Source organism: Sulfuricurvum sp. (genome assembly GCF_028681615.1).
In the GTDB taxonomy this organism is placed as follows: Bacteria; Campylobacterota; Campylobacteria; order Campylobacterales; family Sulfurimonadaceae; genus Sulfuricurvum.
This window is the reverse complement of record NZ_JAQUHV010000001.1, coordinates 352,231-364,787: the sequence shown is the minus strand read 5'-3', so window position 1 is coordinate 364,787 and position 12,557 is coordinate 352,231. Positions and strand designations below refer to the sequence as shown.

General features: G+C 42.6%; 15 protein-coding genes. 13 read left to right on the top strand and 2 right to left on the bottom strand.

Annotation, left to right across the window (positions count from 1 at the left end; genetic code table 11):
- Positions 1-35: 35 nt before the first annotated feature.
- From PHE37_RS01870 to fabI, 3 genes are read left to right on the top strand one after another with little or no spacing between them, the layout of a single operon-like run.
- Positions 36-1,226, top strand: coding sequence for a phosphoglycerate kinase (locus PHE37_RS01870; protein ID WP_299994971.1), 1,191 nt, complete (start codon positions 36-38; stop codon positions 1,224-1,226).
- A gap of 29 nt (positions 1,227-1,255) precedes the next feature.
- Positions 1,256-1,975 carry a triose-phosphate isomerase gene (locus PHE37_RS01865; RefSeq protein ID WP_299994974.1) on the top strand — a complete coding sequence of 240 codons (720 nt, stop codon included), beginning with the start codon at positions 1,256-1,258 and terminating at the stop codon, positions 1,973-1,975.
- Between the two features lie 6 nt (positions 1,976-1,981).
- Complete coding sequence (gene fabI / locus PHE37_RS01860) at positions 1,982-2,806, top strand: enoyl-ACP reductase FabI (RefSeq protein WP_299994977.1); 825 nt, start codon at positions 1,982-1,984, stop codon at positions 2,804-2,806.
- 131 nt (positions 2,807-2,937) lie between these two features.
- Here the strand turns inward: fabI and PHE37_RS01855 are convergent, their stop codons facing one another.
- Complete coding sequence (locus PHE37_RS01855; RefSeq protein ID WP_299994979.1) at positions 2,938-3,264, bottom strand: hypothetical protein; 327 nt, start codon at positions 3,262-3,264, stop codon at positions 2,938-2,940.
- 1 nt (position 3,265) lies between these two features.
- Here PHE37_RS01855 and PHE37_RS01850 point away from each other — a divergent pair, with 1 nt between their 5' ends.
- From PHE37_RS01850 to PHE37_RS01840, 3 genes are all read left to right on the top strand, one after another.
- Positions 3,266-3,397, top strand: a complete 132-nt coding sequence (locus PHE37_RS01850) for a hypothetical protein (RefSeq protein WP_299994982.1) — start codon at positions 3,266-3,268, stop codon at positions 3,395-3,397.
- A 264-nt stretch (positions 3,398-3,661) separates the two neighbouring features.
- Positions 3,662-4,861: a porin gene (locus PHE37_RS01845; protein ID WP_299994985.1), complete on the top strand. Its 1,200-nt coding sequence runs from the start codon at positions 3,662-3,664 to the stop codon at positions 4,859-4,861.
- A gap of 80 nt (positions 4,862-4,941) precedes the next feature.
- Entirely contained in the window at positions 4,942-5,895 is a 954-nt protein-coding gene (locus tag PHE37_RS01840; RefSeq protein WP_299994987.1) for an ABC transporter permease, read from the top strand.
- Positions 5,896-6,193: 298 nt separating this feature from the next.
- On the opposite strand, the gene nusA is transcribed toward PHE37_RS01840, so the two are convergent.
- Entirely contained in the window at positions 6,194-7,327 is a 1,134-nt protein-coding gene (gene nusA, locus PHE37_RS01835; RefSeq protein WP_299994990.1) for a transcription termination factor NusA, read from the bottom strand.
- Between the two features lie 161 nt (positions 7,328-7,488).
- Between nusA and PHE37_RS01830 the strand changes: the two genes are divergently transcribed.
- From PHE37_RS01830 to PHE37_RS01800, 7 genes are read left to right on the top strand one after another with little or no spacing between them, the layout of a single operon-like run.
- Positions 7,489-7,731, top strand: coding sequence for an HP0268 family nuclease (locus PHE37_RS01830; RefSeq protein ID WP_299927557.1), 243 nt, complete (start codon positions 7,489-7,491; stop codon positions 7,729-7,731).
- Positions 7,731-9,032, top strand: a complete 1,302-nt coding sequence (gene miaB, locus PHE37_RS01825; protein WP_299993896.1) for a tRNA (N6-isopentenyl adenosine(37)-C2)-methylthiotransferase MiaB — start codon at positions 7,731-7,733, stop codon at positions 9,030-9,032. The genes PHE37_RS01830 and miaB overlap by 1 nt, the downstream gene beginning before the upstream one ends.
- Positions 9,025-9,648: a lysophospholipid acyltransferase family protein gene (locus PHE37_RS01820; protein ID WP_299993897.1), complete on the top strand. Its 624-nt coding sequence runs from the start codon at positions 9,025-9,027 to the stop codon at positions 9,646-9,648. The genes miaB and PHE37_RS01820 overlap by 8 nt, the downstream gene beginning before the upstream one ends.
- Positions 9,638-10,489: a tyrosine-type recombinase/integrase gene (locus PHE37_RS01815; protein ID WP_299993898.1), complete on the top strand. Its 852-nt coding sequence runs from the start codon at positions 9,638-9,640 to the stop codon at positions 10,487-10,489. Before PHE37_RS01820 ends, PHE37_RS01815 begins: the two co-directional genes overlap by 11 nt.
- On the top strand, positions 10,486-11,520 hold the full coding sequence (locus tag PHE37_RS01810) for a hypothetical protein (protein ID WP_299993899.1): 1,035 nt from the start codon (positions 10,486-10,488) through the stop codon (positions 11,518-11,520). The genes PHE37_RS01815 and PHE37_RS01810 overlap by 4 nt, the downstream gene beginning before the upstream one ends.
- On the top strand, positions 11,517-12,041 hold the full coding sequence (locus tag PHE37_RS01805; RefSeq protein ID WP_299993900.1) for a hypothetical protein: 525 nt from the start codon (positions 11,517-11,519) through the stop codon (positions 12,039-12,041). Before PHE37_RS01810 ends, PHE37_RS01805 begins: the two co-directional genes overlap by 4 nt.
- Complete coding sequence (locus tag PHE37_RS01800) at positions 12,038-12,556, top strand: hypothetical protein (RefSeq protein ID WP_299993901.1); 519 nt, start codon at positions 12,038-12,040, stop codon at positions 12,554-12,556. The genes PHE37_RS01805 and PHE37_RS01800 overlap by 4 nt, the downstream gene beginning before the upstream one ends.
- Position 12,557 lies beyond the last annotated feature (1 nt).

Sequence of the window (12,557 nt, the reverse complement as noted above, 5' to 3'; positions counted from 1 at the left end):
ATTTAATTTTTAATCTTACAGTAAGAAGGAAAAAAATGCAGTTACTCGGTATTAAAGAGTGCGACATCCACGGCAAAAAAGTATTTATTCGATGTGATTTTAATGTCCCTACGGATGATTACGGCAATATTACCGATGATCGCCGCATCCGTTCGGCTCTCGCAACTATCAGTTATTGTTTGGATCAAGGATGTGCAATCATTCTTGCGTCACATTTTGGGCGACCGAAAGGGGAGATAGACGAGAAATATTCTCTCTCTCCTGTTGCCAGACGGCTGCATCAACTTCTTAAAATCGATGTAAAAATGGCTACGGATGTTGTTGGAGAAAGTGCCATGAAACTTTCCTCTGAACTTAAATGCGGAGAAGTGATGTTGTTGGAAAATCTTCGCTTTGAAAAAGGTGAAACAAAAAATGATCCTGAACTGAGCCGTGCATTGGCGTCAATGGCAGAGATCTATATTAATGATGCTTTTGGTGTGAGCCATCGTGCTCATGCTTCGGTTGCTGGGATTACTGAGTATTTTGATGAGGCGCATAAGGCAGCAGGTTTTTTACTCCAAAAAGAGATCCAGTTCTTTGATATTCTTTTGGAACGTCCGGTACGACCGTTCGCAGCCATCGTGGGCGGGAGTAAAGTTTCCGGAAAGCTCGAAGCATTGATTAATTTGTTGCCGAAAGTTGATAAAGTGTTGATCGGAGGGGGAATGGCATTTACATTTCTCAAAGCGCTTGGTTACGATGTCGGGAATTCTTTGGTTGAAGACGATTTGTTAGACGAAGCAACGAACATTATGAATGAAGCAAAACGTCTCGGTGTCAAGTTCTATCTCCCTTTTGATGTTGTTGCGGCAGAGAGATTCGCTCCGGATGCAATGAGCCGTTTATGCAGTGTACAAGAGATTCCGGCCGGTTGGATGGGGTTAGATATCGGGCCCGCAACGGTAAGATTGTACCGTCAGGTTCTAGGAGATGTGCAAACGATTTTATGGAACGGGCCTATGGGTGTTTATGAGATGGAACGTTTTGCTCGCGGATCGAATAAAATCGCTCACTTTGTTGCAGATTCGTATGCTACAACCGTTGTCGGCGGCGGTGATACGGCTGATTTGGTTCAACGTATCGGGCTTGATGAGGAGATGACGTTTATCTCAACGGGAGGCGGTGCGTCGTTGGAACTGTTAGAAGGAAAAATTCTCCCTGGCGTAAAACCATTAATGAAATAAAACGTTTTCCAAAATATAAGGAAGCTAAAATGATAGTGTGTGCAAATTTCAAAGCTAACAAAACGCGTCAAGAAACTCGAGCCTATATGGCAGTAGTAGAATCTTTTGTAAGCGCAAACGATATTGATGATACGATCATAGTTTTCCCTCCATTTACGGCATTGGAACATCTTCCTCGTAATGTATTGATCGGTGTTCAAAATGCATATCCAGCTCAAAATGGGGCTTTTACCGGTGAAATCACGTTAGAACAGCTTGAAGAATTTGAAGTGAAAACAATTCTTATCGGGCATTCTGAACGTCGTCATGTCCTGGGTGAATCACAAGAACAGATTACAGCAAAATTTCGTTTTTTCGCTGAACAGGGGTTTGTAATCGTTTATTGCGTGGGAGAACCTTTATCCGTTCGCGAAGAGGGTTTTTCATCTTTGATGAACTATATCGAAACACAGTTTGAGGGGATTGATCTAACCTATTCCGATTTGATAGTGGCGTATGAGCCTGTATGGGCGATCGGTACGGGATTAACCCCTTCGTCACAAGACATCGAGCAGGTTCACAGTGCATTGCGGGCAAAAACATCCGCACCGCTTTTATACGGCGGAAGCGTCAAAGTGGAAAATGCGGGTGAAATTATGGCTCTTGAAAATGTAGATGGTATCCTTGTCGGGTCGGCGGCACTCAGTGCGTCAGATTTTTGTGACATGGTTGCCCAAGCTTCAGAATTAAACACGGAAAAAGGAGAATAAATAGAGATGTTAATGCAAGGTAAAAAAGGGTTAATCGTAGGATTGGCAAATGACAAATCGATCGCATACGGAATTGCACAGGCTCTTCATGTACAAGGGGCGCAAATGGCGTTTACTTATCTTAATGAAGCGTTACAAAAACGGGTAGAGCCTATTGCAGCAGGATTTGACAACAGTCCTGTGTATAAACTGGATGTTTCGGATGAATCAGACATGGAAGCTATTGCGGCAAAAGTTGCGGCAGATTTCGGTCAAATCGATTTTTTGGTTCACTCTGTCGCATTTGCACCGAAAGAGGCACTCACGGAAGGGTTTATGAAAACCTCAAAAAGCGCCTTTCAAATCGCAATGGATGTTTCTGTCTATTCGTTGATCGATTTGACCAATCGTCTTGAGAGCGTTTTGGCACCAGGAGCATCGATTATTACCCTCAGTTACCTCGGCGGACCGAAATACATCCCGAATTATAATGTGATGGGTGTTGCAAAAGCGGCACTTGAATCAACGGTACGCTATATGGCGGTAGAATTGGGTGCATCCAAAGGTCAGCGTGTTAACGCGATCAGCGCCGGACCGATCCGAACTCTTGCCGCTAGCGGAATCGGCGATTTCAAACAAATCCTCAACTGGAACGAAGCCAATGCACCGCTTCGTAAAAACGTCACGATCGAAGAGGTTGGAAATTCTGCCATGTACTTGCTTAGCGACCTCTCCAGCGGCGTGAGCGGTGAAGTGCATTATGTCGATGCGGGCTATAACATTATGGGTATGGCTGCGGTAGAGAAAAACGCTGAAGGCAAAAGTGTTTTTGTCTGGGATTCTAATAAATAAATTCCCGTGATCCAATACCCAGAGCCGTTCCGAAGGCAGTCGTGCCGAGAGGAACGTAGCGTTTTTGGATCATGGTATGCTCTTTTGGTACTTTTCTGACTAAACAGAAAAGTAGATAACGTTACGAAACGTTACTTTCCAATTACCGGCAAACTGTTCACTTTATCGATCTCCGAAGGCTCTTTCGGCTGTCCCTCTTTCATCTTTGCTTGATTTTCTTGATATGTTTTCCATTTATCCACATACTTTTGCAATGTAAACGGAGTGGTATCCTCAGGCTCTTGAACAACCGGAGCAGTTGTAATCACAACTGTACCGTTTGGTGCTGTTTTGGTGGTTACAACTTTATCGGATTCGATTTTTGTTGTTGTCACCGTTCCATCCGAAGCTGTCGAGGTTTTAACGCTTGTTTGTGGGGTCCACTCCTCCTTGAGCCAGCTATCAAGGGACTTTTGCATTATGCCACCTTTAGCCTCTGCTGCAGTATTGGGAGTAACGGCACTTAATGAACTGTTTTGTGAGGGAGATACCTCTACATGGTTCGAGCATGCACTTAGAACTAATGTGGATAGAGAGATGATGATCATATGAGAAGATTTCACGTTCGATTCCTTTAGACTATTTGATAAATTGATACTAACTGCATACTATATCATATTCGCCACAAAATGATAGTGAAGGGTATAAAAACTCTAGCATTACAAAATTGTCACATTCCCTGAGACGGGCATTTGCATAAAGTAAACCAACGGAAAACAAAATTATTTTTTTACAGCTGTGTTTAAGAATAGCGGCGTTACAATTAACCCCGACGAAACAAAAACATAAGGTCAAGCTTTAACTTAAGGAGAATCAATGAAGTTAGTTAAAATGAGTCTTGCGGCAGCAGTATTGCTCGGAGCAAGTGCATTCGCAATCGACAATGTAAAAGTAAGCGGTGACGCTAAACTTTTCTATGGTACTAATGATAGTAGTACATATAGTCTTTTTGATAAAGACAGCAGCTATGCAGATACTGCATTACGTGTTGGTGTAACAGGTGATTTGGTTAAAGGTGTATCTTTCGGCTTAACTGGATATGGTGTTAGTACACTTGGTCTTGAAAATAATCTCGTAAGTGGTATTTGGTCTGGTGCGCATACGGTAACTGGTAACACATCGAGATTTGGTGCAGCAGTTAATGATGAAGCATGGCTCGGTGAAGCATGGTTGGCGGCTACTTTAGGTAAAACGACTGCAAAATTAGGTCGTATGACATTGGATACTCCATTAGCATTCACTGAAACATGGAACATTACACCAAATACTTTTGAAGCTGCGGTACTTATCAACCAAGATATTCCTGATACAACTTTGGTCGGCGCATGGGTAGGCAAAGGCAACGGTGGAGCTAACGTTGTAGGTTCGAAAGGTACATTTAATACATTTGTTAATGATGGTGCTTATGCAGCGGCTATCGTAAACAACTCTTTAAAACCTCTTGTTGCACAAGCATGGTATTATAATGTTTCTAATATCGCTGATGCATACTGGTTACAAGCAGATTGGGATTGCCAATTGATTAAAGGTGCAAAAGTAGGCGTACAATATGCTGACATGTCTCCAAAAGGTCTATTGAATGGATTGGATGATACTAAAGCATTTGCTGTAAAACTTGCTTATGCTGTAGATGCTCTTAATGTTTCAGCTGCATATTCTGACGTGAATAACAAAGGTCCATTGAAAGTTCAAAACGTTGCAACTGATCTTCAAGGTGCAGCACAATCAAAACTTTACACTGAAAGCTGGTGGTCTTATGGATATGTTGGAGCACCAGATGCAACAGCATGGAATCTTACAGCTGAGTATGATGCAAAAGGTATTGCTAAGTTGGGTGCATACTATACCAATGTAAACACTGATTGGGCAAATAAATCTGGAGATTTGAGTGAAGTAGCTGTAACTGCTACAAAATCATTCGGACCGTTGGATACAACTTTGGCGTATATTAATACAAAAGCAGACGCTGCTTCAAGCTATAACACTCTTCAAGCTTACTTAACTCTTAACTTCTAAGAGATCTGTTTCGCTTTTCATCCCTTCGGGGATGAACCCTCTTTGTTACTTTTTTTCTCCTCTTTCGTTATAATCTTCTTATGAAATATTTTATCCGATCACTATTGTATACCTTCCTTATGCTCTTTTTGATTTCTTTAATCTCATTTGGTGCGATCCATTTGGCTCCGAACAGTTTTATGGGAGGAGAACTCAATCCGAACATGACTCCCGAATCGATAGCTCAGCTGCGTGCTATCTATGGTCTCGATAAACCGCTATTTCAACAGTATATGGATTGGGTTTTTAACCTTTTGACCCTCAACTTCGGTATCTCGTTTGTTAACGGGGCTCAGGTAAGTGAGGTGGTCGCAGATCGTCTCCCTGTAACGCTGTGGATGAATGCCGTTACTTTGGTCGTGACATTTGTCATTTCATTGTGGATGGGGATCAAAGGGGCAATGACCTATGGGCAAAAAACGGATAAAGTATTAAACCAAATTTCACTCCTAAGCTTCGCAATGCCCTCGTATTATCTGGCATTGGTTGCAATGATGGTGCTGAGCGTTACGTTAGGATGGTTTCCTATCGCGGGAATGCACTCACTCGAACCACCGGAAGGGATCGGATATTATCTCGATATGGCGTGGCATTTGACGCTTCCGATAGCGGTTATGATCTTTGTAGGGATTGGAAGTTTAGCCCTATATGTCCGCTCACTGGTAATCGAAATCCTTAAAAGCGACTACATCTATTTTGCACGTGCTCGCGGGATTGATGAGGGAAAAATTATCCGTTATTATATTTTGCCGAATCTCTTGCCTCCTATTGTGACGATGCTGGGACTTTCGTTGCCGGGATTGATCGGAGGATCGGTGATTTTAGAATCGATTTTTGGAATCGAGGGGATGGGACAGCTGTTTTATCTCTCTGCGATGAGTCGGGATTATCCGGTGATTATGGGGATTTTGATGATGAGTGCGTTTTTGACACTCATCGGCAATCAGATTGCGGATGCAGTCTTGCTCAAATTAAATCCATTTGTGAGACGATAGTTTTTTATGTCCTTTTCTTTTTAGTAAAGAAAAGAACGAAAAGAAAAGCGCCCTCACACCAGAACGCTGGCAGTACGCTTTGCCGTTCGGCAAGCGACCTTGCTCTTGGTGTGGTATGAGGGCAAAAAGATTTGAAGTGAATGATTTTCGCTTTGGCGAAAATAGATAATAATCTGTCTTCTGCGCATCCATAAAAGCCGTGCGCGAAGCAGCAATGCGAGAGTCGCACGAGCGATTTGCTCGGAGGACGATTTTCTTTTGATACTTTTCTTATGAAAAAGAAAAGTATGTATAAATATTAGTTCCCGAAAAGCGCTTCGAGCGAACTCAATCCCTCTTTTTTCTCTTCTTGAGCTTTTTCACCCATTTGCGCACTTCCGCCTACTTCATTAAGCTCGATGGTATAACCGGTCAACATTGAGGCAAGACGGATATTGATACCGCTTTTTCCGATTGCTTTGGACTTTTGATCGCTCGGAAGGGTGACGGTTGCTTTTTTCTCACCTGCTTCATTTTCACTTACAGTAACCGCACTGATGATTGCTGGACTCATGGCACGAGAAATGAAAAGTTCCGGTGAAGCGCTGTACTCAACACAGTCGATGTTTTCACCGCACAGTTCTTCGCTTACCGCATTGATACGGACACCGCGTACACCGACTGTCGCACCGATCGGGTCGATTTGCGGACGGTTGGTGTAAAGTGCGATTTTAGCACGTTCACCCGGAATACGGGCACATTTTTCGATCACGACGATACCGTCTTTGATCTCAGGGACTTCAAGGGCTAAAAGTTCTTCGAGGAATTTAGGAGCAGTACGGGAAAGTTCCATCGAAATACCGCTGCTTTTATCGACATGGACACGGCGAACGAGTGCGCTGACGACATCGCCTACTTTGAATTTTTCCCCTTTGATACGGCTTTTCATCGGCAATACGGCACGAATTTCATCGATCTCAATGGTAGTATTTTGCTCACTGTCAACACGGGTGACACGACCGGAGACGATTTGGTTGATTTTGCTTTTGTATTTGTCGTAGAGCTCGTTTTCTACGAGGCGTTGGATATGAAATTCAATCTCACGGTGCAGTGTCGCGAACGCACTTCGGCCATAACTCTCGATATCGTGTTCCATTTGGAGCTGATCGCCGATTTCAGCTTCATCGTCAATTTCGAGTGCGGCAGTGATACCCATATAGGCTCCGACATTTTCTCCTTCGATTTCAGGAGCATCGTCGGCTACAACCGTGATAATTTGGCGTAATTTTACCTGTTTGGTACGGTCATCAATATCCGCTTCAAAAGCAAATGTCGGATTGATAATCCGTTTAGCGGTTTGGATAAAGGAAGTTTTGATAGCCTCTTGGACGTTTTCGCGGCTAAGCCCTTTTTCATTGGCAATTGAATCAATAATGTCTAAAATATTTTCCATAGGACTATCCTCTTTTAGGTGGTAACTCATAAAAAATTGTGTTGGTTGGGAAAGCTTTTTTATGAAGGATATGTATTATACATTAATTTCTCTTAATAGGATATTTATCCTATCCCCGCTATAATCCCCCTAATATCAAGAACTCTATCAAGGGAAATATCATGGAACTAAAAATCGCACGCAGCGAACACGACGCCAAACCAAAAAAAATCGACCTTAAAAAAATCACTGAAATGGTCGAAAAAAGCAATTCATCGATCCTTTATTTTGATCGTGAAAACTCACATAAAGATCTTCTTGCCCTTCAAGATCATTTTGAAAGCGAAGGGAAAAGTTTTTACATGCGTGAAGTTAAATACGGACTTTCCGCTAATGAATACATGTACGAGGTTCACATCCTCTAATGTCTAAAAAACTTTTTATCGAGACGCTTGGATGCGCAATGAATGTGCGCGATTCCGAGCATATGATCGCTGAGTTGAATGCTCATGAAGGATATGAACTCACCGATGATGCCGCTTCAGCTGATTTAATCCTCATCAATACCTGTTCCGTCCGTGAAAAACCAGTTCATAAACTTTTTTCTGAGTTGGGTGTCTTTAACAAACTCAAAAAGGCGGATGCTAAAATCGGCGTATGCGGATGTACGGCTTCACATCTGGGAAAAGAGATTATCAAACGTGCTCCGTATGTTAACTTTGTCCTCGGTGCTCGTAATGTTTCGAAAATCGCTGACGTACTGCATCGGGATAAAGCGGTTGAAGTCGAAATTGATTATGATGAATCTCAGTTTGCGTTTAAAGACTTCCGAAGCAGCCCCTATAAAGCGTATATCAATATTTCGATCGGGTGTGACAAACAATGCACCTTTTGTATCGTCCCGAAAACACGCGGCGATGAGATTTCTATCCCTGCGGACTTGATTGTTGCTGAAGCGCGTAAAGCGGTTGCAGGCGGGGCTAAAGAGATATTCTTGCTCGGACAGAACGTCAACAATTACGGGCGACGTTTCTCAGGTGAAAACGAAAAGATGAACTTTACCGAATTGCTTCGGCGCGTGAGTGCGGTTGAGGGGGTAGAACGTATCCGATTTACCTCTCCTCACCCTTTGCATATGGACGATGAGTTTATCGAAGAGTTTGCCCGTAACCCTAAAATCTGCAAATCGATGCACATGCCGCTTCAAAGCGGGTCAAGCGATATTCTCAAAGCGATGAAACGCGGATACACCAAAGAGTGGTTTTTAAACCGTGCGAAAAAATTACGCGAGTTGGTTCCGGATGTGAATATCAGCACCGATATCATCGTTGCTTTTCCGGGTGAAAGCGAGGAAGATTTTCAGGATACGCTTGATGTGATGGAACAAGTTCGGTTTGAGCAGATTTTTAGTTTTAAATATTCTCCGCGACCTATGACGGAGGCGGAAGGATTTACGAATACGGTTGATTCGGAAATCGGTTCGGAGCGTTTGAGTAGGCTTCAAGCGTTTCAAGACACGATTTTGGATTCGATTACGGCAGGATTGATGGACAAAGAGATTGAGGTCTATTTTGAAGAACTGCGTAGTGACGGGTATATAGCTGGACGAAGTGATAACAACATCATGGTAAAAGTCAAAGGTTCCGAAGAATGGCTGGGCAAAATAGCCCGAGTGAAAATTACGGGAGTCTCAAGATCTGTTCAGTACGGAGAGATCATTGCGTAAGCGTTTTCTACGCTCTTTGGCATTGTGGTTGATTCCGCCGATCGGAACGCTGTTGATCCGTTTTATTTATCTTACAAACAAAAAACGGTTTCATCTTCCTACAGTGGTCCCATCTGAGCCCGTGATTTTTGCCTTTTGGCACGGGGATCTTCTACTGCAGCCGTATCTCTATTATCAGTTTCGTGCATCTCCCAAAGCAAACGTTCTCATTTCGGATCATTTTGACGGCCAAATTATCGCACGGATTATGCGCTACTTTAAGCTCGGAACAATTCACGGCTCAACCACACGCGGGGGCGCGAAAGTATTGATACAGGCCCTTAAATCATTGAATGAGGGATACGATATCGGTATCACTCCCGACGGTCCGAAAGGACCTCGGCATGAAATGAGCGACGGAGTGGTGATTATGGCGCAAAAACGTAAAACCAAGGTCATCGTCTACAGCTGTGTGCCGTCGCGCTATTGGCAATTACCGAGTTGGGACCGCTTTACAGTTCCAAAACCGTTTGGAACACTCGATTTTTATGCAAGTGAGCCGATCAATCTTGAAGGGCTGGAGATGGAAGCGGCAAAGTCCGTTATCAAAGAGAAATTGATGGAACATGTCTTCTGAAAATGAACTGCATCGTGCAAAAGAAGAATTTTTAAAATATCTTGACGGAATACGGGGATATTCGTCTCTCACGATTCGAAGTTATCATGATGCGATTGAAGAGATGCTCATGTATGCTGAAATACACGATGAAGCAGGCATACTCATGATCAATCTGATGCCGCTTCGACTTCGTATCGCACCTTTAAAATCCAAAACAATCGCCGCAAAACTCAGTGCGATCCGCAGTTTTGTCAAATACCTCCGATCTCAAAATAAAACGGTAGAATTACGCGGAGACGAGAGTGTAAAAACTCCGAAAACACTCCCTAAACCGATATCACATGAACACATTGTCCATGCATTACAGAACGCCGATCCAATGACACAATTGGCGATTACAATGCTCTATACAATGGGACTTAGAATCTCTGAGCTTGCCCATTTGAGAGTAGATGATATCTCAGGCGAATGGTGTCGTATTCGGGGAAAAGGGGACAAAGAACGGGATGTCCCGATGCTTGGAGATATTGTGTCTATGCTAATGGCTTACCAAAGAGTGTCCCCTTCCAAAGCATACGTTTTTGAGCTTGAAGGTGAAAAATTAAGCGAAAATAGTCTAAGATATATGATTACCAAGGCATTCGCAAAGGTTGGACTAAAAGTGACTCCTCATCAATTGCGTCATTCGTATGCTACTGAGCTGTTAAACAATGGTGCGCGTATTGCCGATGTTAGCGAATTATTAGGTCATGCAAGTATGGCTACGACACAGATTTATACCAAATTGGGAAACGCGCTAAAGATGGATCATTATCTCAAATCGCATCCACTGTGCCATTCTCCTGAGGATCCTCAGTGATCGGCTGGCTGTATCAGAAAATTTTCATCGCTATTGTTTATGACGGCAGTGCGTATGATGTACGCGTCGTTACCCAAAAACAAAAAAAACTTATCAACAAACAGAGTAAACATTATGAAGGAGACTCCGCTTTAAACGATACCCTCTCTTTTGTCCGTAAGCAGACCGAAGAATCTCCGTTGCACTATGTGGCATTATTAAATCCATCCCCTCATCAAGGGGCTTTAGCGGAATGTTTTTCACGTGAGAATAATTATCTTCTCAATGGATCTAAAACGGTTTGTCGCAATAACAAATGGACACTCTATACTTCTGAACGAAAGCTGGAAGAGCTGCAAAAAGAGTTTGCACCGGTGGGATTGGATTTTATTTTTTCACCGTTTTCAATCATCGAGCGTTTCTTTGCGGATAAAATTACAGGGGGATTGGCCCTGTATGCACTTGCGCTGAAAGATTCGTTCAGTATCGGATTTTTCGAAGAGGGAAAACTCGAATTCGCCCACCATTATCCTATGCATCAAAACAGCGTTTCGATGATTGTCGAAGAGGGGGGAAATCCGGCAGGTTTTTCTCTCGGTGTCGAAGAAGAGGAAGAACGCGACAAAGGGATCAGTCTCGACGATATTGAAAGTCTGGACGATCTGGACATCATCGATGAATTGGATGATTTGAGTGATATTGAAGATTTGGATGCACTTGAAGAGATTGTCGAATTTAGTGATGATGCCCCGACTTCGATCGAAAAACATGCATCTGCTCCTCATGCGGATGAAGTCAAAGGGGAGTTGGACCGTTTTAACGATGACTATGCCCGCTTCGAATTGATCGAAAAAACACTTTCAGATTTTTATGCGGGAGAGCAGTGCAAAAATAGATTTGTCGAAACAGTTTACATTGCCGATGCATATGGGAGTGGTACGGATTTAAAACGATATTTGGAAGAAGAACTCTTTTTAAATGTTCTTATTCGCCGTATAGATATTGTTGACGAAGTGATATCACTCACCATCGATGAAGAGGAGGGGTTGTGAGACACAGTTTTATCTCTCCTCGCCCAAAACGACTCATCAGTGGAGAATTGCGTCTGGTCCTTTTCTTTTTCATTGTGACAATCATGATGTTGGTGGGAACGTATCTTTTCTTACAATATAAAACCTATGCCTTCGTGTATGAGAGAGAAAGTGTCTCTCAAAAACAATCAGCACTGAACAAAGCAATCAATGAGATGGAAGAACGAATCATATTGATTGAAGCAGAGGTGAAAACTGCCGATCAGGTGACAACAGAAAATACGGTGATGAAAGAGAGTATCCAAAATCTTTTTGATTTGGTTCCGGACGATATCACTTTGGATAAAGCGGAATTGGATGCATCGTCACTCATTTTATACGGGATGACACCGAATAAAGATACGTATGAATACATGCTACATGCTCCATTGCGTTCTATCTTCCACCGAACCTATACAAGCTTCTATCCGATTGAAAACGGGTGGTATCGTTTTGTATCTTCGAATTATTTGGATGAAGATACTGCTGAGGAGATACAATGAATCGCCAAACACTCTATATGGTGATCCTCTCATTCATCCTTTTATGTGCGGTGGTGGGCTTTTCATTCTTATTGTTAATACCGAAGGGAAAAGAATACAGATCGCTTCGTTTGGAGAGCAAAAAAGAGTTTCAGCAACTCGAACTGGCACAAAATAAGTTTGATAATACCGAAAGTCGACTCAAAGAGATTGAACTCCAAAATGCCAAAACTATTACGGCATTTAATACCCATTTTAATCCGGATCAATTTGAACGGTTGTATAAAAAAGAGTTTTCGGATCTCTATTTGACTGAAGTAACGACATTTGACAGTAACGGCACATTCAAAGTGTACGAAGTCAACGCAACGTCCAAAATCACGTCACCGCAAAGTTTTTATACATTTTTAGAAAATATCAATAAAAGCAAGTGGATTATCGGAGTAAATTTCCCGATTCATTTTGAACGGGACGGAGACAAAATACGTTCAAGCTTTACAATGCGAGTCCATAATAGCAAAGAAAGTAAGAAATAGA

Bases quoted from the DNA above. Each gene is read 5' to 3' on its own strand.
- PHE37_RS01870 (WP_299994971.1), top strand. From the start codon at position 36: ATGCAGTTACTCGGTATTAAAGAGTGCGACATCCACGGCAAAAAAGTA.
- PHE37_RS01865 (WP_299994974.1), top strand. From the start codon at position 1,256: ATGATAGTGTGTGCAAATTTCAAAGCTAACAAAACGCGTCAAGAAACT.
- fabI (WP_299994977.1), top strand. From the start codon at position 1,982: ATGTTAATGCAAGGTAAAAAAGGGTTAATCGTAGGATTGGCAAATGAC.
- PHE37_RS01855 (WP_299994979.1), bottom strand. From the start codon at position 3,264: ATGCAAAAGTCCCTTGATAGCTGGCTCAAGGAGGAGTGGACCCCACAA.
- PHE37_RS01850 (WP_299994982.1), top strand. From the start codon at position 3,266: ATGCCACCTTTAGCCTCTGCTGCAGTATTGGGAGTAACGGCACTTAAT.
- PHE37_RS01845 (WP_299994985.1), top strand. From the start codon at position 3,662: ATGAAGTTAGTTAAAATGAGTCTTGCGGCAGCAGTATTGCTCGGAGCA.
- PHE37_RS01840 (WP_299994987.1), top strand. From the start codon at position 4,942: ATGAAATATTTTATCCGATCACTATTGTATACCTTCCTTATGCTCTTT.
- nusA (WP_299994990.1), bottom strand. From the start codon at position 7,327: ATGGAAAATATTTTAGACATTATTGATTCAATTGCCAATGAAAAAGGG.
- PHE37_RS01830 (WP_299927557.1), top strand. From the start codon at position 7,489: ATGGAACTAAAAATCGCACGCAGCGAACACGACGCCAAACCAAAAAAA.
- miaB (WP_299993896.1), top strand. From the start codon at position 7,731: ATGTCTAAAAAACTTTTTATCGAGACGCTTGGATGCGCAATGAATGTG.
- PHE37_RS01815 (WP_299993898.1), top strand. From the start codon at position 9,638: ATGTCTTCTGAAAATGAACTGCATCGTGCAAAAGAAGAATTTTTAAAA.
- PHE37_RS01800 (WP_299993901.1), top strand. From the start codon at position 12,038: ATGAATCGCCAAACACTCTATATGGTGATCCTCTCATTCATCCTTTTA.